Genomic DNA, 23,751 nt, shown 5'->3' with positions numbered 1-23,751 from the left:
GATTATCCAAATGCTCGTCCGTACCTATTGTCCGCCACTGCCACTCGCTGATTATGTAACGTACTTCTGGTATATGAGGGGTTATGCCCCGTCTCATCACAAGGAGCTGTCTATCCCAGACGGCGGGGCCGTCGATCTGGTGTTCGATCTGAAGGAGCCGACCATTCGCCTATGGGATGCAGACAACAAGCCCCACCACTTAAGCCATTCCATCCTCTGCGGTCCGCACACAAGGCACTTCGTTATTGATACATTAAGCCAATCCCCTACTTGCGCTCCGTCCGAGGTGGCAGGCATTCGCTTCAAGCCCGGCGGAGCTCGGGCCTTCTTGGGCGCGACTAGCCTTGCGCTGCGAGATCAGCTGCTCTCGCTGGATGGTCTGTGGGGCAGCGAGGCTGGCGAGCTGCGCGAGGAACTCCGGCTGAGCGACACGCCGGAGGAGAAGTTCCTGGCCATGGAGCGGCGGCTGCTCGCGCGGCATGGCCAGTGGCTCTTGAAGCAGCGGCGGGGGGACAATCATGGCGCCGCCGTAAGTCATGCTCTGGAGCGGCTGAAGCGGGACAGCGTTGGGGTTGTGGTGGATGGGGTGGGGATGAGCCACCGGCGGTTTAATGAGATTTTCCAAGGGGAGGTGGGGTTGTCCCCCAAGCGGTACGCGAGGATGATTCGGTTCCAGCAAGCCCTCCACCTGCTCGGCAGCGGAATGGAAGTGGACTGGACGGGTCTGGCCATTGACTGTGGCTACTACGATCAGGCGCACTTCATCAAGGAATTCCGGTCGTTCTCCGGCCTGTCTCCAACGAGCTATACCCCAATCGCAGGGCGGCACTCCAATCATACTCCCGTCCGAGCGTGACGAAGGTCAGAATTATACAATACAACCTAGAAGCCACAGGCTATCCTGATGAGGAAGAGGCCTTCCGTGGCTTCTTCACCATATTCTCTACTAATCGAAGGAGGTTCATCACATGAGCGAGATTCAACCATCAAGTCCAGCAAGTTATGCCCCGAAGGGGTTCCGTTCGGTCACCAGCTACTTCACCGTGGAGGATGCGAAGGCGTTCCTTGTGTTCGTCCAGGGAGTATTCCAAGGGGAAGTGCTGCACCAAGCCGAAGTCTCTTCCGGCCGAATCCAGCATGCCGAAGTTCGAATCGGCGACAGCATCATTGAGGTATCTGATGCTCATGATGCCTACCCGGCACGCCGTAACACGCTCCATGTGTTCGTACCGGATGCGGATGCGTGCTACGAGCGGGCACTCGCCGCAGGTGCGGTATCCGTCTATGAGCCAGCCGACATGCCATACGGGGAGCGGAGTGCCGGCATCGAGGACGCGTTCGGCAACCACTGGTATATCGCTACCTTCACAGGCGGCGAGGGGAAGGGATATTATAGCTAGAGCATTATAACTATATGATGATTTAAAAAAAGAGCCGCTCGGACAATGCCCGAGCGGCAACTCTAGTCTAGTATGAGTCAAACTCAGCGTTATAACCTCATATCCTCAATGTTGACGTTCTTAGTATGCTCTGTACGAACCCATACCCGTCTGCTGGAGGTTACCATCGACCACATGAACAACGGAACATACGTGTAGTTGATGAACAACAAGCTGATGATGGCTCGGAACCAATCAATCTTGTGTGCAGAATCACGGAGTGTGGCTGATACATAGATGAAGTTGAAGGTAACTAAGCCAAGCCACACCCATAAGGGGAGAATCGGCTCTACAATTGATACGTTTGTGAAGTAGGCCGTATAGAATATTGCAGACGCAATTGCGCCAATTACGATTTTGCCAGGATTAATCAGATACAGGAATCCGTCGAATGCTCGTATATCAAGCTTCCTCACAGCTCTCCATAGAAGCGGCCCGGCATACTTGAAGCATACGTCCCAATGACCTCTTGCCCAGCGCAGCCTTTGAATGCAGGAAGCCAAGAATCCTGTCGGTTTCTCGTCGTACACTCTGGCATGGTGACACCATGTTGCTTTTTCTCCTCGCAACAAGCATTGCACGGTGAATTCCAAGTCCTCGGTTAAGCTCTTAGCCGTCCAGCCCACTTCCTCCAACAGGCTGCGTTCTACACAGAACCCCGTACCGCCAACCGCATTACCTAAGCCGAGGCGATACTTGGCCAGTTGCCAGGAGCGGTTCATATAATAATAAGAAGCGGCATAACCCAAGCTAATGACATTGTCATTAGGGTTTTTGCTATCTAGATAGCATTGAATAAGGCGCTCACCTGAGAGCAGGTGATCATTCATTAGCTGAAGGTAATTAAGCGTCACTAGATTATCAGCGTCGAATACACACACCGCATCGTATTTCTCCATAGGTAGCTCTTCGAGAGCATATTTGATTGCATAAGGCTTGCCTTTGGGTTCGCCTGGTACACTGAAGTGTTCCAAGACGATGGCGCCGTGACGCCTTGCGATTGCTGCTGTATCGTCATCACTGTTATCAGCGATGACTACGATATCATACAGCTCTTTCGGATATTTCATTTTACCTAAGTTCTGAACCAGGTTACCGATAACGGCTTCTTCGTTGTGAGCCGGTACGAGGATAACGAACTTTTTCTCGGGAGCCTTATTGCGAAGCTCCCCAGCCTTGCCGAAGCCGAACAGTGATACAATGAACCAATAACTGAACCAGAATAATAGACCGTACTGCAGAATGGTGAAAAATATCATGATGTAAAATCCTCTCTAAGATGTGCTATAGGTTCCACATACACCTCTGATTATTATATTTTCATAGGGCTGGTACTTCTAATAGTACATAATGGTAAGGAATAATATGGACAGCAAAAGGAGTGCTCATCATCCATACACATCAGCAGCTTCTCTTCATCTATAATGCGCAGAGCGGTCTGGTTAACGGCATGCTGGACATGGTGCATAAGCTGGTCTCCCCCGGGACTTATCCCTGTCACCTGTGTGCGGTCACCTATGGACTGACTGGTATGCGAACGGATTGGAAGCAATATGTGAAGAAGCTCGAAGAGTCATACACCGTTATGTTCCTGCATCTGGACGAGCTGTACCCAGATCTGCCGACTACCGAATATCCTTGCGTGCTGCTGGCTCGGAATAGTGGTTACCTTGAGCTTGTCACGGCAGAGGAGATGAAGGGCTGCGCCACGGCGACCCAGCTCATGGCTCTGTTGGATAGGAAGCTTGCTGAGACAGATAAGAGTTAGCCTTGGGCTAGCTCTAACGAGTGATTACGGGGGTAAGGAGAAAGAATGTATCCATTCTGTCGATAGGTTGTAACCGGATTGGGCTCCGCGGCCCAGATATCATGAGCCGTAAGCTGTCTGAAGGGATTGCACGAAGAATGTCAATCATGAACCTGCCGTTGAAGCTTATCGTATTCATCTCGCCAATCCGGGTTAGGGGATATACTTCTTCGGATACATGTCCGATTGTGGCAGCTCTCGCTGATAATACAAGAGTTCCATTCTGAACGGTACATAGCTGAATAACATGACTGTCGCCTGCCAAGAGGGTAACTCGTTCGACAATCGCGAGGAAGTTCTGTGTGGAGAGGATAAGTTCATTCCCATAACAAGAAGATGAGACTCTGTCGAGAGAAGGGAAGGATCCTTCAATAACGGAAGATTGCATGACGAAGCCCGAAGAAGACAAGGTCATACTGGAGTCGTATAATGCGATCTCAGTAGAGCATTCCTCAGTGAGCAGCTTCGCATAACTGGCAAGATGACGCTTAGGAATGATGACTTCTATCCCTGTCTGATGGTCCAATAGACTAGAGAGGCTGCGGCTTGTCTTGCTTGAAGCAAATCGTACACCATCTGTTGCTGTAAGGTGAATATGGCTGCTGTCCATATAACAGTGTACTCCGCTAAGAACGGGTCTAGCATCTGAAGTGGAAGCAGCCCATGCCACCTCTCTTACTATACGTCTAAGAAGAGAGCTTGGAAGGTGTGCAGTTGCTAAGGGAGAGGCATTGCTAGGGAACTTGATTGATATAGGTGCTTCAGAACCGCATAATTCATATACAGCTGAGCCTGAGCGAATGACAAGGATGTTGCCTTGGCTTGCTTCTAAGTTGACAATCTCTTCGGATAATGAGCGAATAATGTCATTGAGAGTTGAACAAGGAAGTGCAGCCTGACCAGCCCTCATGATATGTAGTCTTGCTTGGTGATTCGGAATGGTATAGCTCAGCACCATGTCGGTCTGTCCAGCCGTAACCGTTAAGCCTTGCGCATCAGCCAGTAGAACGACATCGGCTGGAGTGGTCGTATTCCTCTTGCCATACAAGGCCGGCATGACCGCAGACAATGCACTCTTCAAGGTATGTGCAGCTACCTCAATACGCATGAACACATCCCCTATCTCTCTTGATCCATAGAAGACTCAATTATTCTGCGAAGCAATTCCGATCTGGAACAATCTAATTCACTGCATTGATGATCGAGTGCCGTCCATACTTCATCTGTCAAGGTTAGAGATACCTTCCTCGTCTCACCCGTTCTCTTCCTGCCTGCACCTGCTCGCGGGCCGCCTCTTGAGAACATCATGGCTACTTGGCCTTCTTCATTAGGAATTCCTAGCCTGAGCGTGGGATCAGAGTTCGTCATACACTTTCATCCCTTCAAAAAGTTCAATTATGATTGATTAAGGTAACTAAATTCAAATAATCATCTAAGCTAAGCTTATCATATAGCCTCACCAACTGCCAATAAATTCTGAACACCTAACAGAGCGTTACATCCGCTCCCTCTCAATCGAGTATAATAAGAGACAGTACATAAGACATCCAAGCAGAATGAGGTTATCCGATGAATGATAAGCAGTTCACCGATTACGGATTAAGTGAAGAGATTACAAGGGCGCTGGACAGCCTCGGCTACAAGGCACCGACGGATGTACAGGCGCGTGTGATGGCTATCGCGCTGAAGGGCAAGGACCTCGTCGTGAAGTCGCAGACGGGAAGCGGGAAGACGGCGGCGTTCGGCATTCCGCTATGCCAGATGGTCGATTGGGAGGAGAACAAGCCGCAAGCGCTCGTCCTCGCCCCTACCCGCGAGCTGGCGATGCAGGTGAAGGAGGATCTCACCAACATCGGCCGGTTCAAGCGGGTGAAGGCGGCGGCCATCTATGGGAAGCACCCGTTCGCCTTGCAGAAGGTCGAGCTGAAGCAGAAGTGCCACATCGTTGTCGGCACGCCGGGGCGCGTGCTGGATCATATCGAGAGAGGCTCGCTGCCGCTCACTCGAATCAAGTACCTCGTCATCGACGAAGCGGACGAGATGCTGAATATGGGCTTCATCGAACAGGTGCAGGCGATCATTCAGGCACTTCCTGCCGAGCGGATGACCATGCTCTTCTCCGCGACTCTCCCTGGAGACATCGAGAAGCTGAGCCGCCGCTATATGAACGATCCTGCTCTCATTGAAGTGCAATCGGAGGGCGTCACGACGAATAAGATCGAGCACTCTCTCATCGAGGTGCGCGAGGCGGACAAGCTGCAGCTGCTGAAGGACATCACCACGGTCGAGAATCCCGACAGCTGCATCATCTTCTGCCGCACGCAAGAGCAAGTAAACCTCGTGTTCCGGCAGCTGGCTGCTGCGGAATACCCATGCGACCGCATCCATGGCGGGCTGGCGCAGGAGGAGCGGTTCGAGGTGATGAATGCCTACCGCAGGGGGCAGTTCCGTTACTTAATCGCAACGGATGTCGCCGCGCGAGGCATCGATATCGACAACATTACGCATGTCATTAACTATGACCTGCCGCTCGACAAGGAGAGCTATGTGCATCGGACAGGCCGGACGGGCCGCGCGGGCAAGACGGGCATCGCCATCACGTTCGCTACCTCGAAGGAAGAGCGGTTCGTTGCAGACATTGAGAGCTATATCGGCTTCGAGATTCCAAGGCGGAATGCTCCGACGGAGGAGGAGGTTGCTGAAGGGGAGCGGGCTTTTCACCAGAAGATTAACAAGACCCCTGCGCCCAAGAAGGCGAAGAATGAGCAGATTAATCAGGATATTATGAAGCTGTACTTCAACGGCGGGAAGAAGAAGAAGCTGCGGGCGGTGGACTTCGTTGGGACGATTGCGCGGATTGACGGGGTGACGGCGGACGATATCGGCATTATTGCGATCCAGGACAATGTGACGTATGTCGACATTCTGAACGGCAAGGGTCCGCATGTGCTCAAGGTGATGAAGGATACGACGATCAAGGGCAAGCTGCTGAAGGTGCATAAGGCGAATAGGTAGGGGACGGGGGGACGCAGGATGGGAGAGGGAACGAAGCCTGGCAGGAATCTGAGGTTCGATTGGCCGTATCACTTCGCGGCTATGCCGCTGTTAGTTGCGGTGCTCATCGGGTCAATTGTGAATGTAATTGGAGCCATTCGTGATGACGAGCAGACGGGGATGGACTGGCTGCTCGTCGTGCTGGGCGTGTGTCTGCTGTTCGCTGTGACGCGTATTCGCGTATACGCAACGAAGACGCAGGACCGCATCATCCGGATGGAAGAGCAGTTCCGTTATTATCGGTTAACGGGCAAGGAGCTGGATTCGAGGCTCACGATCAACCAGATCATTGCCCTGCGCAACGCGGGGGACAAGGAATTCCCGGCACTATGCGACCGCGCGGCTGCTTCCGGGATGAAGCCGGCTGACATCCGCGAGGCTATCAAGGACTGGCGTCCGGACACGATGCGGATCTAATTAGGCATAGGATATTTTGAGTAGAGGGAGCGTTTGGCTTCCTTTTTGTCGTTATTAAGCCCTGTTAACAGCATGATGTCGGAGAGAAGAGTATGGGGTTTAAGGGGGTTAAGCCCGGTTAGCGGTCTTAAGTCAGTAGAGAGAGGTGGAATTGGTGAGTTTAAGCCCTCTAACCGGTCTTAACTTTCCAAGAGGCCAGCGTTTTGGACGCTTTGGGGAGATTTAAGCCCATTCAGCGGTCTTAAGTCGGCGAGATGAGAGGGTAGTTGTGGGATTAAGCCCTCTGCAAGGTCTTAAGTTAACAATTAGCCGATCCCCCTCGACGATATCTTACAAATACAGCCAGCCCAATTGTGGTACACTATGAGGGCTAATATTTTTCCACGCCTTGTGGTGAGAAAAGAGGTGAGCCGTTAATGTCCTTCGTGACACGGCTTCAGTGGTTTTTCAAATGGAGATGGGGCTATTATGCTCTAGCAATTACGATAATGGCGGCAGTGAATCTGCTCATGACCGTGCCTCCCCGCATGATTGGTGATACAATCGACCGGATTAAGGTTAGTTCTCTAACCTCAGCTGAGCTGAGCCAGACGGTCATGCTGCTAGTAGGTCTATCCCTGCTGCTCTACGTCCTTACATACATATGGATTACGACCTTATTCGGCAATTCTGCCTTAATTGAGAAGCTGCTCCGCGGACGGCTGCTGGCTCACCTGACGAAGATGACGCCATCGTTCTTCCAGCGCAACAGCACCGGACAGCTGATGGCGCTCGCGACGAACGACATTCTGGCTATCGGCCAGACGGCGGGCTACGGCGTCATGACGCTCGTGAACACGCTGGTCGGAGCATCGGTCGTCATCATCACGATGGTGACGCTCATTAACTTCAAGCTGATGCTGGCTGCGCTTATCCCTCTGCCGTTCCTGGCTATAGTAATCTCCAAGCTGGGCAAGCAGGTCCGCACACGCTTCCTCGAAGCGCAGGCCTCCTTCGGCGTCATGAATGACCACGCGCTGGAGTCGATCTCCGGCATTCGGGTCATTCGCTCTTACGTCCAGGAAGACAATGACCTTAACGCGTTCGACAAGGTAACGAAGCAGGTAATGGTGAAAAACCAGCGTGTCTCCATCCTGAACGCGCTGTTCCAGCCGCTCATCTCGCTCATCGTCGGGGTCAGCTATACAATCGGGATCGGCTACGGGTCATACCTGGTATTCCAAGATGAGATTACGCTCGGGCAGCTGATCTCCTTCAACATCTATCTCGGCATGCTCATATGGCCGATGATCTCCTTCGGGGAATTCATTAATGTACTCCAGCGCGGCAGCGCCTCGGCCGATCGGCTGGACACTTCGCTTAAGGTAGAGCCTGATCTGAAGGACACGGCCTCGCCCGCGAAGGTGGATATCCCAACCTCCATCGAGATGAAGGGGCTGACGTTCACTTATCCGACCGCGACGCAGCCGAGCCTAGTCGATGTCTCCTTCTGCCTGGAGCGCGGGCAGACGCTTGGCATCGTCGGGCGAACGGGAAGCGGGAAGAGCACGCTGCTGAAGCAGCTGCTTCGCCAGTATCCGGTGGAGCAGGAGAAGTTGTTCTTAGCTGGTCACCCGGTGGAGCAGATTGCCATCGACCAAGTGAAGCGCTGGGTCGCCTACGTTCCCCAGGAGCATCTGCTCTTGTCCAAGTCGATTCGCGACAATATCGCCCTGGGCAAGCCGGATGCGACGGACGCCGAGATTGCCCGCGCGGTCGAGATGGCCTCGTTCACCTCGGATGTGGAGGGAATGCCGGAAGGGCTGCGCACGATCGTCGGCGAGAACGGCGTTATGCTCTCCGGAGGGCAGAAGCAGCGCCTCGCCATCGCGCGTGCGCTCCTCATTGACTCCGAGATTCTGCTGCTGGACGATTCCCTGTCTGCCGTAGATGCTCGTACGGAGAGCCGAATCCTGCACCATATCAGATTGGAACGTGCAGGCAAGACGACCTTGATTAGCACGCACCGTCTATCCGCGGTGAGCCATGCGAACTGGATTCTTGTGCTCGATGAAGGGCGTGTGGTAGAGGAAGGGACGCATGAGGAGCTGATGCACATCGGCGGCTGGTACCGGGAACAGTGGGATCGGCAGCAGATGGAAGCGAGTCTGGAGGAATGATTGAACGATGAAGCCTAATCAATCAACGGCGAGAAGACTTATTGGATATGCTCTCGGCTACAAGTTCAGAATTATCGGCGCCCTGCTCATCCTGTGTGTAGCAGTCGGTGCGGAGCTGGGCGGACCTTATATTACGAAGACCATTATTGATAAGCACCTGTCGAACCAAGGCGATCAGGACCTGACTGCCGTACTTACGCTGCTAGGCTTATACCTGGGCTTGCTGCTGCTCGCGGCGGTGTGCAACTTCGCACAGTCCTACATCTTGCAGTCGACAGCGCTGCAGATCATTCGCAACATGCGAATGGACTTGATGAAGCACATCCAGCGGATTCCGCTCCGTTACTTCGACAACACGCCGATCGGGCAAGTGGTGTCGCGGATAGCGAATGATACGGAGGCGGTTCGCGATCTGTTCATGAGCTTCATGGCGACGTTTGTTGTGAGCTTGGTGCAGCTGACGGGGATTTTCACCGCCTTGTTCATCCTGGATGCTCGTCTCGCCTTGTTCACACTGCTGCTGCCGCCGCTGTTCGCCATCATTATGGTTGTTCATCTGAAGTACTCTAAGGGCTTCATTACGATTATGCGCGCGCGGCTGAGCGATATGAATGCCATGATTAACGAATCCATCACCGTCATGCCTATCATACAAGCGTTCCGTCGGGAGAAGGTCACCCTGGACGAGTTCGAGACGCTCAATCAGGACCGCTACATCAATCAGGTGCGTCAGTTCCGCGTATTCTCGCTCTCCTCGCGTAATATTGTAGGAACGATCGGCTCTCTGGTGACCGCCTTCGTCATCTGGTACTTCGGACGGGAATCGCTGCAGACTGCTATCTCCTTCGGCGTGTTCTATGCGTTCATCGATTACTTGGGCCGGATCTTCCAACCCATTATCGGGATCTTCGACCAGCTGACGAATGCGCAGCGAGCGTTCGTATCGGCCGATAAGGTGTTCGCGATTATGGACATGGAGGGCGAGGAGGTCGCGAAGACCGATTCGGTGCCGCGTCCACAGGGCGTCGTGAAGTTCGACGATGTGACGTTCGCGTACAAGGAAGGCGAGAATGTGCTGAAGCATATCTCCTTCGAGGCTCGCCAAGGGGAGACGATTGCGCTGGTGGGGCATACCGGTTCCGGCAAAAGCTCCATCATGAACCTGCTCCTCGGCTTCTACGAACCGAACGCAGGCGCCATTACGATCGACGGCCGCAACATTAGCGGCATGTCCAAGCAGGCGCTGCGCAAGCATATGGGCATCGTGCTGCAGGATCCGTACTTGTTCGCCGGTGACATCAAGTTCAACGTCAGCCTGTACAACGAGGAGATTACGCTCGACCGGGTGAAGACCGCGCTCCGCGACGTAGGCGCAGCCCCGTTCATCGAGCAGCTGCCGAACGGCTACGACGAGCAGGTCGTCGAGCGGGGCAGCACGCTGTCGTCGGGACAGCGGCAGCTCATCTCCTTCGCGCGGGCGCTCGCCTTCGACCCGTCCATCCTGATTCTCGATGAGGCCACGGCCAGCATCGATAGCGAGACGGAGGGCCTCATCCAGCAGGCGCTCAAGGTCGTCAGCCACGGCCGGACGACGCTCGTCATCGCGCACCGGCTCTCCACGATCCGCGAGGCGGACCAGATTCTGGTGCTCCACCGCGGCGAGATTGTGGAGCGCGGCAACCACGAGGCGCTCATGGCGCTGGAGGGCCGCTACTTCAAGATGTACCAGCTGCAGAAGGGTGCTGGGGCTGGAGCGTCAGCCTCTTCCGAGGCGGCTGAGGCTGTCTCGAAGTAAGTATGATATAAATTACAGAAAACCGTCAGTATGACAGCATGTAGCCGCTGTCTTCTGACGGTTTTGCTTTCCAACAAAATAATTTATTACGCGCCTAATTCCGAATTAGTCTCAAGGTTAATGGCAGCATAGGCAACGAGGATTCAACTTAAGTTCATTCATCCACCAGTACGATCGGTATCACTCTTTTTCTCCTTTTGAACACTATCCCCTTCACTCAGTAGCAGGATGTCCAGATATTCGATACCCTGAGTGAAGGGGATAGTAGAGAAAAGGAACGCAAAAGCCGCAACGTACCTGGAAAGAGACAGGTGCATCTACCCAGTGTTAGCGCGGGTATCGTGACGGGCGTCGTCTTGCTGACCCGCCCGAGGTGCTTTTAAAGCAACAATTCAAGAAGCCTTGGCGTCCGAATAAAGAGATGTGCACTCAGAGGGGGGATGGCAAATGATTAGAAAGAAGACTGTTGTCATGATGCTTAGTCTAGTTCTGCTGATAGTGACGGGATGCGCGAACAAGCCTTACGGACATTACAAGGACAATGAAATGATTGGGTTCGTGGAGAGTGTGGACGTGGATGAGCAGACGATCAACTTCGACATCTCCGAGTGGACGAAGCGTGATATCAGTGGTCCGAATATGAATGACTGGGGTGCTGGGTATACAGCGAAGCTCACAAAGAGCACGATCGTGGAGGACGAGAGCGGCAATCCCGTGAATTGGCAGGAGCTGAAGTCTGGCCAGAAGGTGCAGATTATTCCACCGAAGACAAGCAACGACACCCCGAAGAAGCTGCTGGTCTTAGAAATGTCCAAGCACGAGTTATACAAGAGAGCAGGATTGCTAGCCAACAACAAAGGTACCTTCCGTACAACGGTCATTGATGTCCCAGGCGGGTCCAATAAGCTGAGTAATACCGTGTTAGGCATGAAGCTTGAGGGAGGCGTAAATGTCGGAGGAAGCTACGATTCCAATCAGGTGCTGGACGTCAAGAAGGAATTCGAAGTGGAGTCCCTGCCAGTCATTCTTGTCTTCGATACGGATAAGCTAGTCCTGAAGACCGAGCGGTTGGAGGAATTCAAGAAGTTCATGGAGGAGCACAAGGAATGACGATTGCAGCTCACCCTAACCCGCCAGCGGTGTTCATATAGAGCCAAGAGACCCTGCCAGCCAGAATACGTTCATAGACCGTCAGTAAGACAGCTTGGCTGCTGTCATACTGACGGTATTTTGTTGTTGCAGAGAAGGAGCCTATCCATTACCGTATACAGGAAGGACGTGAACGGAATATCATGACTAATATGCGATAGGGGGTATAGGAGTGATTCAGAAGGTCAGAAGCTCCTTGCATTTGAAGCTAATTATTCTTATCTCAATGATTATCATTATGGTGGTAACAGCGATAGGAAGCTTCAGCTTCTACAAGAGCTCATCGGCGATTGATTCGGATGTAACCCGGTTCAGCAATCAGATACTGAAGCAAGCGAATTATAATTTAACCCGCTATATTAATGACAATGAGCAGTTTTTTCAGACGATCGCTGGAAGTCAAGATTTCCGTAAATGGTCAAGCGCAGCTCCTGATGATACATTCGGGTTATACCATGCTTACAAATCCATAGAGGATCGGTTCATCATCCCCTATATCAGCTATCATCCGGAGGTGCTCTCCGTCATTCTCTATAATCCTAGCGGCAGTGAGAGTATCTATCAGAATCCCGATCTTACGGATACGGTGCTTGATCCCGAATATAGCCTCGCGAACCTAGACTGGGTTCAGAAGCTGGACGCAACTGGGAAGGCACTCCCCATTGTGAAGGTTCGAGATGAATATTATGATCGTGCCCATAGGCAGCTTAAAATTCCTGTACTCACTTACTACCAGAAATTGACATATGATAATCATACCTCCTACTTAGCACTTGATATCTCTCTGCTGCATGTTCAAAAGATATTGAATGAGATTGAGCTTGGTGCGGATGGGGTAGCCTTAATCGCTGATCAGACGGGCAGGGTCCTCTCCTCGCCGGATATGAATCAGATTACGAAGATGCTTGAGCCATCTGTAATGGAAGCGATTACTAAGGAGAGTTCAGGCTCTACCTATGATGCCGAAGAGAAGCGGTTCATCGTGTATCAGTCGATCCCTAAGATGAATTGGAAGGTCATCGTCTTCGTCCCCTATTCGAATCTGGCTCAGAGTATTACTGAGATACGGAATTGGACGATTGTTATGACAGTGGTCAGCCTGCTGGTAGCGATAGCGTTAGTGTACTGGGTGTCGCATTCCATTACGAGCCGAATTATGGAGCTAATGCGTGCGATGAAGATGACCAAGATGAACCGATTCGATGTTCGGATTGCGCTGAAAGGGACCGATGAGGTAGCAGAGCTCAGTGATGCCTATAATCTGCTGCTTGATCGTATCGAACAATCTATCGTGGAACTAACGGAATCCCGGCTTGTCCAGCAGCGAGCCATCTTATCTGCTCTTCAGTCTCAGATCCATTCTCACTTCTTGTATAATGCGCTTGAGTCTATTAATGCCATGGCCAATCTAGCGAATCAACACCATATCAGGCGAACAGCGATCGCCTTATCCAAGATGCTTCGCTATACGTCCAATTACCAGGAAACGCTGGTTAGGGTAGAGGATGAAATAAGCCACATCAAGGACTATCTGCATATTATGCAAAATCTGTATCCAGACAAGATTGAATATTCCGTTGATGTTGATTCATTAGTCAGCCACTGCAGCTGTCTCAAGGCGATTGTTCAGCCATTCGTAGAGAACTCCATTAAGCATGGATTCGAGATGACAGGTCATAGCACATCCATTCAGATTAGAGTAAGGTTATATCAACAGGAATACATTCGAATTGACATTGAGGATGACGGAATAGGGATCATGGAGGACAAGCTTCAAGAGCTGCAGCAAGCGCTTGATCAGACGAAGCCCGAGCAGGAATATCTGCTGCTGTCACGGGTCGGCATGCTGAATGTCCAGTACCGACTCAAGACCTTCTATAATCAAGATCCGCACACAGGAATCACCATTGAACGAGTGACGGAGCTTGGCGGCAATCGGATATCGCTTACCTTCCCAATTCAATCAAGGAGTGGATAGAGCTATGATTAGAGTGCTTATTGTTGATGATTCTGCCTTAATTCGTGATAGTCTGGCTGCTTCTGTCGCTCATTACAGTGAATCCTTCATCGTGTGCGGAACAGCGGAGAATGGCGGGGCCGCCCTAAGCTGGCTGGAGCTTCACTATGCAGACTTATGTATTACCGATATTCGAATGCCTGTTATGGACGGATTAACGTTAATCGGAGAGATTAATAACAAGTACCCATGGATGAGATGTATGGTCATTTCCTCTTATGATGATTTTCAATATGCCAAGCAGAGTATTCAGTTGAACGCGCTTGATTATATTATGAAGCCTGTAGAGGACGAGATGCTTCATGCGGCGCTGGATAAGGCTTCGGAATGTATTAGTAGAGACCGTAATCATGCAGCTGCGCAGCTGATGCTGAACAAGCTGCCGCATCAGCGAAGGATGATTGATCGCTGGGTGAATCAGATTCAGACCCTGCATGTGGAGACCTTGCCGCTTCTCATTGTGGACACGCTGGAGCTGCTTGAGCATTGGGTAGACGGCAATTATCCATTATTAGCTCCGATATCTAATCTGTGGCTGCGTATGATGATTGAGGAGCTATCAACGAATAGGCTTCAGCTGGAGCTTGAAGAGGGGACAGATGCAGGGCTGGGAGATAGAATTCTTACTCTGCAGCAGATTCGCAGCTACTTCCGCTTGTGTTCGGTCCGAAGGCTGGAGGAAGGAGCCTATCAGATGGTTGAGGTGATGCGCGGAGTACGTGATCAGCAATCGATTAAGGTTATTAGTAATATTATCGCATTCATTAATGAGCATTACACCGAGCAGATTAACCTGCAGGATCTAGCGGATTATGCAGACATGAATAAGAATTATATGTGCACCCTGTTCAAGCAGGAGACCGAGATGACCATTGGTAATTACATAGTCACGGTTCGAATGCGAGAGGCACGCAATATGCTTCTTGAGTCCTCTGATAAGATCTATGAGATTGCTAACAAAGTAGGAATAGAGGACGTCAATTATTTTTCGCAGCTGTTTAAGAAGCATTATGGATTAAGCCCTTTAGATTACAAAAAGAGAATGAAGTCATAATTATGCTCATGGACAAGATAGCCGCAGAGAATTTTGCTGGATATCTTGTTTTTTTTGTAGATTCTGAAGAATACCATGAATTTCCGAAGATTCACTATGTTTTTAAAAACCTGGATTCATTACACTTACGATAGTAAGAGTAACTCATGAGTTATCGAAGCATGAAGCAAGGAGTGGAGCGGGATGAAGAGAGAAGGAGCCAGCGGTGTAACGCTTGACAGGCAGCAGATTACCGCTGCAGCTAGCAGCAGGAGGCAGTCTAAGGATATTTCATTTATCCGATTTGTTAGGAAGAATAAGGCTTTATACTTGATGCTTCTGCCGGCCATCCTTTATTTTATTGTTTTTAAGTATGTGCCTATGGCGGGCAGTGTGATTGCCTTTAAGGATTACAATATTTTTGACGGGTTTGCGAAGAGCCCGTGGGTAGGATTGCAATGGTTTGAGATGATGTTTACCAACCCCGTTTATATCCGGCTGTTCAAGAATACGTTGATCATTAGTCTCTATCAGATTCTATTCTCATTCCCGGCCCCCATTATTCTGGCTTGCCTTCTTAATGAAGTTCGGCAAGTAGCATTCAAGAGATCGATTCAGACCATTCTGTATCTGCCGCATTTCCTGTCCTGGACGCTCGTATATGGGCTTGCTTACATGTTGCTATCGGAGCAGTCGGGGCTTGTGAATCATGTGCTTGCTAATCTGGATATGCCAATCGTCAATTTCCTCCAATCGAATGAGACCTTCCGCTCCGTCGTTATCGGATCAGGCATATGGAAGGAGATGGGCTGGAGTACGATTATCTTCTTGGCTGCTCTTGCTGGCATTAACCCGTCCTTGTATGAAGCCGCCAAGATCGATGGAGCAGGCCGCTGGAAGCAGTTCCAGTATGTGACCTTCCCAGGCTTGCTCCCAGCCTTAGTCATCCTGCTCCTGCTTAAGATTGGGAATGTATTAGATGTAGGATTCGAGCAAGTCTATATTTTCTTAAGTCCGATCACTTATCAGGTTGGGGAGATTCTGGATACGTACTCCTACCGGCTCGGTATTCAGAATGGTCAATTCAGCATAACGACGGCAATTGGCTTGTCCAAGTCTGTCATTGGTCTCATTCTGCTCGTTGCTGCTAATAAGCTAAGTAAATCGATAACAGGAGAGAGCTTATATTAGGGGGTATACCATGCAAATCAGACAATCTCTAGGGGAACGAGTTTTTGACATCTGCAATATTATCTTTCTCAGTATGCTAAGTGCTGCAGCGCTGTTCCCTCTGCTCCATGTGCTTGCCGGCTCGTTAAGCTCCGTGAATGCCATTATACAATCGAAGGTTACGATCTTCCCGGTAGAGCCTACCTTAGAGCACTTTCGCTTAGTTACCAGAACGGACAGCTTCTGGCAGGCAGGCTGGATGACCATTAAGGTTGTATTCGTGGCGACGCTGCTCAACATGGTCATTACAGTGTTCGGTTCCTATCCATTGTCGAAGATCTACCTAAGAGGACGCAGTGTCATTCTATTATTTATTGTCTTCACGATGATCTTCCACGCTCCCTTAATTCCCGTCTATATGGTAGTGAAGGAGCTGGGCATGATTAACACCATGTGGGCGCTTATTATTCCTAGTGCTGTAAGCGCATTTAATATGATCCTATGCATCACCTTCTTCCGGAACCTGCCGGAAGAGCTGTTCGACGCTGCCAAGGTAGATGGCATGGGGGAGTTCCGAATTGTCCTGCAGATTGTCGTTCCACTATCGCTTCCTATTCTAGTCACCTTGTTATTATTCTATGCCGTGGGCCACTGGAACAGCTATATGACTCCACTGCTCTATATAACCGATAAGTCCATGGCCACGCTCCAGATGTATCTCTACTCACTCATCGCAGCGGGCTCCAGTGATACAGCAGGGGCTGCCAATGATACTGGCGGGATGCTCGTGCCCAAGGCCATTGAGATGGCAACGATCGTCTTGGCAACGATTCCTATCGCTATCCTCTATCCCTTCCTGCAGAAGCACTTCGTTAAGGGCGCCACACTGGGCTCTGTGAAGGGGTAGTCAGCTTAGTATGTTGGCGAACAGCCTTCATATAGATGCAATTGGTCATACAGATGAAAGGGAGGCAATGTGAATGAATAAAGTGAAGAAGTGGATGGTCGTAACCTTAGCCTTAAGTATGACGGCTATGGCAGCATGCTCAACGGGGAATGAGAAGAATACGGTTGAACCAGCAGCAAGCAAGGCACCACCTGCTGAGGCTTCCAAGGATCCAGTGAAGTTCACCTTCTGGACAACGGACGGGAATCAGGCCGTGCCTGGAGGCAATCTGATGGAGGACCCAACGATTAAGTATCTAGCTGAGAAGACGAATACGATTCCTGAGATTACCTTCCTTCCTCATGGACAATTGGATAATCAGAAGCGAGTGAAGTTCGCCAGTGGGGAATTACCGGATGTATCGATGGACTTCGGAGTGAATGGTGACCTGTTCCGCAATAATCAATTAATTGCTCTAGATGAGTATATCGAACAGTATGGTCCTAACTTGAAAAAAGAAATTCCTCAAGAGGCTTGGGATGCGGTGAAGCGCAACGGCAAGATCTACGCCATTCCGACTGTGCAATATGGCAATATCCCTGTCAACCGAATCATGTACGTCCGTAAAGATTGGATGAACAAGGTAGGCATTACAGAGAATCCAAAAACGTCGGATGAGTTCCTGGCCATGCTGCGTGCCTTCCGGGATAAAGATCCGAATGGTAACGGACAGAAGGATGAGATCGCCTTCTCCGCACGTGAGCAATTCACTTGGCTCGATAATGTGCTCGGCATGTTCGGCACCTCTGTATTCGGCGGTGTACCTGTAGACGGTCAGCTGGTGCCGAGGAATACGACGCAAGAGATGAAGAATGCGCTCGGCTTCGTGAAGCAGCTATATGATGAGAAGCTGCTGGACAGTGAGTTCATGACGAACAAACGGAACACATGGGAGCAAAAAATATTAAGCGATAAAGTAGGCGTATGGGTTCATGCTCCTAATCTAGCTTGGGATTGGCAGGATAAGCTGAACAAAGCCTACCCTGGTAAAGAGTTAGAGGTCATTGCTATTCCAACTCCGAAGGCTCCTGGTGTAACAGAGTCAGGCTTCATCAAAACTCCGTTCAACCAAGCCTTCAACATTACAAAGAATGCCAAGGATCCAGCTGCTATTGTCAAGTTCTTCGATTGGCTTGTATCGGAAGAGGGTCAGGAATTCGTAAGCTTCGGTATCCCTGGCGTTACCTATACGAAGGAGAATGGAAAAATTACTTACAATGCTCAAAAGGATGCCGATGATAAAACCGATCTATGGCGCAAAGGCACCTTCACGATCTTGGGCTGGAACGAGGAATTGGAGAAGGTGAAGCTTGGTGAGAAGGCGGTAGCTAAGCTGAAGGAGGTCTATGCCGTTGGAAATGCAGACGGTATGACCAACTATACGCTAGGCATTCCTCCGTTCAAAGCGGCTCAGCCTGAAATCGGAGAATTCGGCACAGCCGGCACGATGTTCGTTGAAACAGCGGGCAGAATCGTAATGGGCGACCAGCCGCTTGAATACTTCGACGAATACGTAGCAACTTGGAAGAAGCAAGGCGGCGATGACTTGATTAAACAAGCGACGGAGTGGTACAACACGAACAACAAGAAGTAGACATTCGGAATACTTACAGTAGTAAAGTCAAAGGCTGCGCAAGCCTTTGACTTTATCTCAAGTAATGTATGCGGTTACTAAATGAATAGAGGAGGAATTCATCATGTTCACTTCAATATCAAAAAGAAGAAGGATAGGCCGAGTCGTCATCCTGCACGTTATTGCAGCGATGCTGCTTACCCTAATCCCCCCATTCAGCCATAAGGTACAAGCTGCAGAGGTTGCCAGCATACTGCCTGAAGCAGATGCCTACGTCTCCAGCAAAGAGGGTGAGAAGGATATCAACTATAATGGTGCAGTATCTCCTCATCAGATTGTAGTGAGGGAAGATAATACGGCGCTTACGAATTCCAAGCGCGGGTATATGAGATTCGATCTGTCCTCCATGCCGGCTGAATCGGAAGGCATATCGGTCAAGCTGAAGCTGTATGCGGAAGCGGGCGGAACATCAACCACCATCGATATACACGAGGTTGCTGCGGATACATGGGATGAGACAGCTATAACGTGGAATACTCGGCCGGATAACGGTGCTTATGGTGATCGAGTCGCTCAGATCGTCATGGCGCCAGAGGCAGGATATTATGAAGTAGACCTTACAGACTACGTCCTAAGTCAGAAGTCGCTTAACAAGAAGGCAAATCTTATCTTGATGAACACGGTTGGCGGGGGACAACGCAATCTTAAATCAAAAGAGCGTTATGTCGGACAGCAGCCCTTCCTTGTTGTGTCCAAAACAGTAGTTGTGAATCCTTGGATACCAGCAAGCTTGAACGTAAGCAACTACGAGAAGAAAGTGACGATTACATTCAATGACACCGTTACCGATCTTACTGGTGGACGTCTTAGAGAAGCTGTCTCCATAGCCAGTGATAGCGGTGCAACTTATAAAGCGCTTACCGTATGGGATAAAGTAACGCTGTCTGGCAACCAGCTCATTATCGATCTGCTTAATCCATTGTCAGGTATTACGAACAAAATTAAAATAGCAGCACATTCATTGCAAGGCGGTGCAGCCACTAGCCAGCCCAATGATATCTTGACGAATACCTTTGCAGCGGGGTTAATTCCTGATCCGAAGTTCTATCCCAAGCTCCCTGCTAATGACTTCTATACTCATACACCAAGCCAAGCTGCATTAGACCAGTATGAGAATGTTCATCCCAAGCTGTTCCTTGACAGCGACAGAGTAAGCGAGCTTAGAGAAGCCATTAAGCCTGGAGGCACTCATGCTAAGGTGTGGAGCCGGTATCAGGTTCAGATGAATTCGATTCTGCTCAAGAAGCTGGTCTACGGAGACCAACCGGAATTCAGTAAGGATGAATCTAATATTGTTAAAAACACAGCAATTGATACGAAGGGGCTCGTTGCAGCTGCGCTGCTGACCCAGTCAGCTTCCGTACCGGTGACCAGATGGCTTGAGGCCGAGGAGGCCATGCTGACTGCAACAACGACAGCGGTGCTGGATGGGCAGGCTTCAGGCGGCAAATATGTGGATACAGGTATAACAGACGCAGTCGAGCTTCCTAACGAAGCAGAGACGGCAGATGTTGAATTCAGAGTGACACTTCCTGCAACGCAGGGGTACCAGGTATGGGCCAGAGTATGGGCGGATACGGCTGCTCCTGAACTACATCTAGCTGCGGATATCGGTGCTTATCAGCCATCCTCTGCGATCACAGCCGGAGATTGGACATGGGTCAAGGCAGCTGATTATACAACACTTGCTGAAGGCGAGCATATCCTTAAGGTCATGACGAATACGAAGCTGGATAAGCTCATGATTACAACGGATTCCGGTTACACACCTGCAGGAGTTGAGAAGGAAGAGCATTGGACAGAGGTAGAGAATGCAGCAGTAGCAGCTCCCATGACTCTATATTCTGATGATTCAACAGCTTCGCGCAATCGTTACGCTACAGTCCGAACAGGCTCAGATGCGAATACGACTCCAGCTAGCGGGGCAGCCGGAGATATTAGCTACACCTTCCACTCAGGTGAGGGAGGGAATTACAATGTATGGGTTAGAGTGAAGACGGAGGATGTGGCCAGGAACGGGTTCTATACCAGCCTGGACGGCGGAGCGTATGCAGTCGCAGCTCCTACAATTGATAAGGCACAAGAGTGGCAGTGGGTCAAGGCGGCCTCCCTAGAGGGGCTTGCATCCGGGCAGCATACGATTCAACTGAAGTTCAAGCATATTAAGCTGAAGATGGACACTATGCTGGTTACCTCAGATATGGAGGCCAGTGCGCCTGTCGATCCTAATAAGTACTTGATGGCAGCCAAGGAATTCGCAAGAGCATCAATCAGCTATCCTACGTGGGAGTCGAGCATGAAGGATCCAGCCAATCCCCAGTGGAACCTGAACCGAGACCTTGGTGCGGGACATAGTCTGGAATCGCTCGGGCTCGTCTACGATTGGTTCTATGACAGCTTGAATGAGGCGGAGAAGAAGAGTCTTCGTGACAAAATGATCTACATGGGCGAGTATCTCTATGACACGCTGGAGGGAGAAGATGGGCAGTATAGCTGGTTCATGTACTCTTATCTGAATAACCATCTGTGGATATCAGCTGGAGGGCTTGCTGCAGCAGGTGCAGCTATCTATGGCGAATATCCTGAAGCGAATAAATGGTTCACCTTGTTGACGAAGAGATTCGACAATGTACTTGCGAATATAAGCGATGACGGGAGCAGTCAGGAAGGTCCATTCTATGCCCTGTACGGCGGATTCAGCTTAATTAAGTATATGGAGATAGCTAAGAAGTTCCTGGATATCGATTACTTCGAGACAGATGGAATGAAGAACTTCTTCGATTATAGGCTGTATAATCAGATTCCGCTCAACTCCAGTACGCCTAGGAACATAATCGTTGATACGGCGGATACGCCGCGTGATAACTTCGGCCAAACCTACGACGCCCTCATTCGTAATCTGGCCAAAAACTATCAGGATGGAACCGCACAGTGGCTCGTTGATGAATATGAAGCTAGAGGCATTAATACGAGCAATACGATGGAGTTCGGTGATCTTGTCTTCTATGATGCTTCCGTTGCGCCCGTTGATCCTGTTACGGCTAACAAGCCTTTCTTCAAGTTATTCGAGGATCTGGGGCTTGTCTATGCAAGGAATGATTGGTCGGGCAATGAGTCGCTGGTCACCTTCAAGTCAGGGCCGTATGTGGGCAAGAAAGCAATGGAGCTGAATCCAACGACCCGTGAAGCTTATGCGAATGGCGGACATGTCCATCCGGATCAGAATAACTTCACAATCTATGGAAACGGGGAGTGGCTCATTCGAGATGACGGGTATGCGGCCAAATATACGAGCAACCATAATACACTTCTTATTAATGGTCTCGGGCAGCTAGGAGATAGGAATGCAGATAGCGAACTCGGCAACGGCCCGCTGTGGGGCGGCAGCGATACCGAGCAGATGAATATTCAACGAAGCGCACCAACGATCGACAAGACGGAATCGACACCATTGCTCGATTATTTCGTAGGTGACGCTGCATCACAGTACCATCAGAACAAAGGGCTGACTAAGTACAAAAGACATATGCTGTACCTGAAGCCGGATGTGGTCATTGTTGTAGATGATATAGCCTTAACTAGTCCGCAAAACCTTGAGCTGCGTTTCTTCCCTGAGCAGAACAGCTTCCTTAAGCTGGCCGGCAAATATCTGACTGTTGGACAGAAAACAAAGCTGGAGTACACACCGCTTACAACAACGAATGTGACGGTCAAAACGGAAAACGTCAAGTATTATGACAAGGATAACAAAGCGCTGCAAAAGCTTGCCTACCGCGTCCAAACGAATACCGACAGCTGGAAGAATGTGTCTGCCTTCGCTTGGTCGGATCTGAACGGTACACCTAAGCAGGTAAGCCTTACAGGGAACAACGGTTCGCTATACACGTTCGAAGTGGACAATAAAAAAATAACGCTGGATGTAACCACGATGACGACGGAGGTTACAGATCTTACCGTTAGTGAGAGACCAAAAGGAACGGATGCGACAGTAGCCGGCATATATTCGGAAGGTCTGCTGATGAACGGATTCTCGCCGGACCAGCTGACTTATGAGCTCACAGCAAAAAGCACGATTCCACCAAAATTGAATATTATCCCTGCTGACAGCAAAGCGATTGTGAATGTGACGAAGCCGGTCAGTATTCCGGGAGAATTCAAGATTGAGGTAACATCTGAGGACGGAGCTTCGCAGAAGATATATACCTTGAAGTATAACTTCACACCTAATACAGGGATAGGTAATATCCATGTAGATGCGATGGAAGAATCAGAGCCCTATATTGGTCTTAAGGTTGCTGCAACAGGTGAATACGCGACACTGGACAAGAATCTTAGTACGAATGTAGCGAAAAGTCCTTACGGATCTTGGATTCAATATGACTTCGGAAAGTTAAATAAAGTGGATACGGCTCTAATTGGCTTCGGCAGCGGGAATGCTAGAACCGCGAAGTTCGAGGTCATGGTATCCAAGGATAAGGTGAACTGGACGTCAGTATTCGCTGGACAGAGCAGCGGCACGACGTTAGAGCCTCAGAGCTTCGTATTTGATCCTGTCATTGCTAGATACGCTAGAGTTGTAGGCTATGGCAACTCGGCTAGTGTATGGAATACCTTCACCGAGATCGGCTTCCTTGGGGAAGAAGCCGTAGATCCAGGTGTGGATAGGAGTATCCTTACTGGCGCAATAAACGCAGCACAAGCGATTATAGGTGCAGCAGTTGAAGGCTACAACAACGGACAATACCCGACAGGTACGAAGGATAGGCTGCAGAGTGCGGTGTCGGCAGCAGCTGCTGTACGAGATCTTAATGAAGCAACGAACGAACAAGTCTCGCAAGCGGCTGCTGAGCTGCAAGCTGCGGTCAACACATTCCAGAGTCTTGTCATTACTAGTAAGACGGGAGACTTCAACTTCGAGCAGCGTCCGGGTTATGACCTTGAAGACTTATGGGTGGTGTACTCCAATTATGGGAAGAACACGGGCTCAAGTGATTGGACTACGGTTAAGAGGCTAGACATTAATGGGGATGGCAAGATCGGGTGGTATGAGCTGTCCTTCGTAACCAAGCGGCTTCTGAATAAGTAACAATGATGGCGCAGGACCGTTCTGGCGAGAACGGTCCTGCAATTAC

Annotated in this window: 17 protein-coding genes; 14 read left to right on the top strand and 3 right to left on the bottom strand. The window is 50.3% G+C overall.

Features of this window, described 5'->3' with window-relative positions; all coding sequences use genetic code 11:
* Positions 1 to 10 precede the first annotated feature (10 nt).
* Positions 11 to 856 carry an AraC family transcriptional regulator gene (locus ACFO9Q_RS20540; RefSeq protein ID WP_379185442.1) on the top strand — a complete coding sequence of 282 codons (846 nt, stop codon included), beginning with the start codon at positions 11 to 13 and terminating at the stop codon, positions 854 to 856.
* Positions 857 to 968: 112 nt separating this feature from the next.
* The gene (locus ACFO9Q_RS20535; protein WP_379185441.1) at positions 969 to 1,400 is read left to right on the top strand and encodes a VOC family protein; all 432 of its coding nucleotides are present in this window, start codon (positions 969 to 971) and stop codon (positions 1,398 to 1,400) included.
* A gap of 89 nt (positions 1,401 to 1,489) precedes the next feature.
* Here the strand turns inward: ACFO9Q_RS20535 and ACFO9Q_RS20530 are convergent, their stop codons facing one another.
* Entirely contained in the window at positions 1,490 to 2,698 is a 1,209-nt protein-coding gene (locus tag ACFO9Q_RS20530; protein ID WP_379185440.1) for a glycosyltransferase family 2 protein, read from the bottom strand.
* Positions 2,699 to 2,820: 122 nt separating this feature from the next.
* Between ACFO9Q_RS20530 and ACFO9Q_RS20525 the strand changes: the two genes are divergently transcribed.
* Positions 2,821 to 3,207 (top strand): hypothetical protein, encoded by a 387-nt coding sequence (locus tag ACFO9Q_RS20525; protein ID WP_379185439.1) that lies wholly within the window; start codon positions 2,821 to 2,823, stop codon positions 3,205 to 3,207.
* Positions 3,208 to 3,220: 13 nt separating this feature from the next.
* Here the strand turns inward: ACFO9Q_RS20525 and dnaN are convergent, their stop codons facing one another.
* Both dnaN and ACFO9Q_RS20515 read right to left on the bottom strand, forming a co-directional pair.
* Entirely contained in the window at positions 3,221 to 4,354 is a 1,134-nt protein-coding gene (dnaN, locus tag ACFO9Q_RS20520; RefSeq protein WP_379185438.1) for a DNA polymerase III subunit beta, read from the bottom strand.
* Between the two features lie 11 nt (positions 4,355 to 4,365).
* Complete coding sequence (locus tag ACFO9Q_RS20515; RefSeq protein WP_379185437.1) at positions 4,366 to 4,614, bottom strand: hypothetical protein; 249 nt, start codon at positions 4,612 to 4,614, stop codon at positions 4,366 to 4,368.
* 201 nt (positions 4,615 to 4,815) lie between these two features.
* Here ACFO9Q_RS20515 and ACFO9Q_RS20510 point away from each other — a divergent pair, with 201 nt between their 5' ends.
* From ACFO9Q_RS20510 to ACFO9Q_RS20460, 11 genes are all read left to right on the top strand, one after another.
* On the top strand, positions 4,816 to 6,261 hold the full coding sequence (locus ACFO9Q_RS20510; RefSeq protein ID WP_379185436.1) for a DEAD/DEAH box helicase: 1,446 nt from the start codon (positions 4,816 to 4,818) through the stop codon (positions 6,259 to 6,261).
* Positions 6,262 to 6,279: 18 nt separating this feature from the next.
* Positions 6,280 to 6,717 (top strand): DUF6526 family protein, encoded by a 438-nt coding sequence (locus tag ACFO9Q_RS20505; protein ID WP_379185435.1) that lies wholly within the window; start codon positions 6,280 to 6,282, stop codon positions 6,715 to 6,717.
* Positions 6,718 to 7,133: 416 nt separating this feature from the next.
* The gene (locus tag ACFO9Q_RS20500; RefSeq protein ID WP_379185434.1) at positions 7,134 to 8,876 is read left to right on the top strand and encodes an ABC transporter ATP-binding protein; all 1,743 of its coding nucleotides are present in this window, start codon (positions 7,134 to 7,136) and stop codon (positions 8,874 to 8,876) included.
* A gap of 7 nt (positions 8,877 to 8,883) precedes the next feature.
* Positions 8,884 to 10,671, top strand: a complete 1,788-nt coding sequence (locus ACFO9Q_RS20495; protein WP_379185433.1) for an ABC transporter ATP-binding protein — start codon at positions 8,884 to 8,886, stop codon at positions 10,669 to 10,671.
* Positions 10,672 to 11,118: 447 nt separating this feature from the next.
* Positions 11,119 to 11,781 carry a hypothetical protein gene (locus ACFO9Q_RS20490; RefSeq protein ID WP_379185432.1) on the top strand — a complete coding sequence of 221 codons (663 nt, stop codon included), beginning with the start codon at positions 11,119 to 11,121 and terminating at the stop codon, positions 11,779 to 11,781.
* Positions 11,782 to 11,992: 211 nt separating this feature from the next.
* Positions 11,993 to 13,798 carry a cache domain-containing sensor histidine kinase gene (locus ACFO9Q_RS20485; RefSeq protein ID WP_379185431.1) on the top strand — a complete coding sequence of 602 codons (1,806 nt, stop codon included), beginning with the start codon at positions 11,993 to 11,995 and terminating at the stop codon, positions 13,796 to 13,798.
* A 4-nt stretch (positions 13,799 to 13,802) separates the two neighbouring features.
* Complete coding sequence (locus tag ACFO9Q_RS20480) at positions 13,803 to 14,891, top strand: response regulator (RefSeq protein WP_379185430.1); 1,089 nt, start codon at positions 13,803 to 13,805, stop codon at positions 14,889 to 14,891.
* 183 nt (positions 14,892 to 15,074) lie between these two features.
* Complete coding sequence (locus ACFO9Q_RS20475) at positions 15,075 to 16,061, top strand: ABC transporter permease (RefSeq protein WP_379185429.1); 987 nt, start codon at positions 15,075 to 15,077, stop codon at positions 16,059 to 16,061.
* Between the two features lie 10 nt (positions 16,062 to 16,071).
* Positions 16,072 to 16,947 (top strand): carbohydrate ABC transporter permease, encoded by an 876-nt coding sequence (locus tag ACFO9Q_RS20470; protein WP_379185428.1) that lies wholly within the window; start codon positions 16,072 to 16,074, stop codon positions 16,945 to 16,947.
* A gap of 73 nt (positions 16,948 to 17,020) precedes the next feature.
* Positions 17,021 to 18,580: an extracellular solute-binding protein gene (locus ACFO9Q_RS20465; RefSeq protein WP_379185427.1), complete on the top strand. Its 1,560-nt coding sequence runs from the start codon at positions 17,021 to 17,023 to the stop codon at positions 18,578 to 18,580.
* A gap of 103 nt (positions 18,581 to 18,683) precedes the next feature.
* Positions 18,684 to 23,705, top strand: a complete 5,022-nt coding sequence (locus ACFO9Q_RS20460; protein WP_379185426.1) for a DUF7594 domain-containing protein — start codon at positions 18,684 to 18,686, stop codon at positions 23,703 to 23,705.
* Positions 23,706 to 23,751 lie beyond the last annotated feature (46 nt).

The organism is Paenibacillus sp. GCM10023252 (genome assembly GCF_042653305.1).
In the GTDB taxonomy this organism is placed as follows: Bacteria; Bacillota; Bacilli; order Paenibacillales; family Paenibacillaceae; genus Pristimantibacillus.
Note: the sequence above shows the minus strand (reverse complement) of the source record. Positions and strands in the feature narration are given on the sequence as shown.

What these genes read in the sequence shown, in the direction of transcription:
- ACFO9Q_RS20540 (WP_379185442.1), top strand. Translation starts at nt 11, where the DNA reads ATGCTCGTCCGTACCTATTGTCCGCCACTGCCACTCGCTGATTATGTA.
- ACFO9Q_RS20535 (WP_379185441.1), top strand. Translation starts at nt 969, where the DNA reads ATGAGCGAGATTCAACCATCAAGTCCAGCAAGTTATGCCCCGAAGGGG.
- ACFO9Q_RS20530 (WP_379185440.1), bottom strand. Translation starts at nt 2,698, where the DNA reads ATGATATTTTTCACCATTCTGCAGTACGGTCTATTATTCTGGTTCAGT.
- dnaN (WP_379185438.1), bottom strand. Translation starts at nt 4,354, where the DNA reads ATGCGTATTGAGGTAGCTGCACATACCTTGAAGAGTGCATTGTCTGCG.
- ACFO9Q_RS20515 (WP_379185437.1), bottom strand. Translation starts at nt 4,614, where the DNA reads ATGACGAACTCTGATCCCACGCTCAGGCTAGGAATTCCTAATGAAGAA.
- ACFO9Q_RS20510 (WP_379185436.1), top strand. Translation starts at nt 4,816, where the DNA reads ATGAATGATAAGCAGTTCACCGATTACGGATTAAGTGAAGAGATTACA.
- ACFO9Q_RS20505 (WP_379185435.1), top strand. Translation starts at nt 6,280, where the DNA reads ATGGGAGAGGGAACGAAGCCTGGCAGGAATCTGAGGTTCGATTGGCCG.
- ACFO9Q_RS20500 (WP_379185434.1), top strand. Translation starts at nt 7,134, where the DNA reads ATGTCCTTCGTGACACGGCTTCAGTGGTTTTTCAAATGGAGATGGGGC.
- ACFO9Q_RS20495 (WP_379185433.1), top strand. Translation starts at nt 8,884, where the DNA reads ATGAAGCCTAATCAATCAACGGCGAGAAGACTTATTGGATATGCTCTC.
- ACFO9Q_RS20490 (WP_379185432.1), top strand. Translation starts at nt 11,119, where the DNA reads ATGATTAGAAAGAAGACTGTTGTCATGATGCTTAGTCTAGTTCTGCTG.
- ACFO9Q_RS20480 (WP_379185430.1), top strand. Translation starts at nt 13,803, where the DNA reads ATGATTAGAGTGCTTATTGTTGATGATTCTGCCTTAATTCGTGATAGT.
- ACFO9Q_RS20475 (WP_379185429.1), top strand. Translation starts at nt 15,075, where the DNA reads ATGAAGAGAGAAGGAGCCAGCGGTGTAACGCTTGACAGGCAGCAGATT.
- ACFO9Q_RS20470 (WP_379185428.1), top strand. Translation starts at nt 16,072, where the DNA reads ATGCAAATCAGACAATCTCTAGGGGAACGAGTTTTTGACATCTGCAAT.
- ACFO9Q_RS20465 (WP_379185427.1), top strand. Translation starts at nt 17,021, where the DNA reads ATGAATAAAGTGAAGAAGTGGATGGTCGTAACCTTAGCCTTAAGTATG.
- ACFO9Q_RS20460 (WP_379185426.1), top strand. Translation starts at nt 18,684, where the DNA reads ATGTTCACTTCAATATCAAAAAGAAGAAGGATAGGCCGAGTCGTCATC.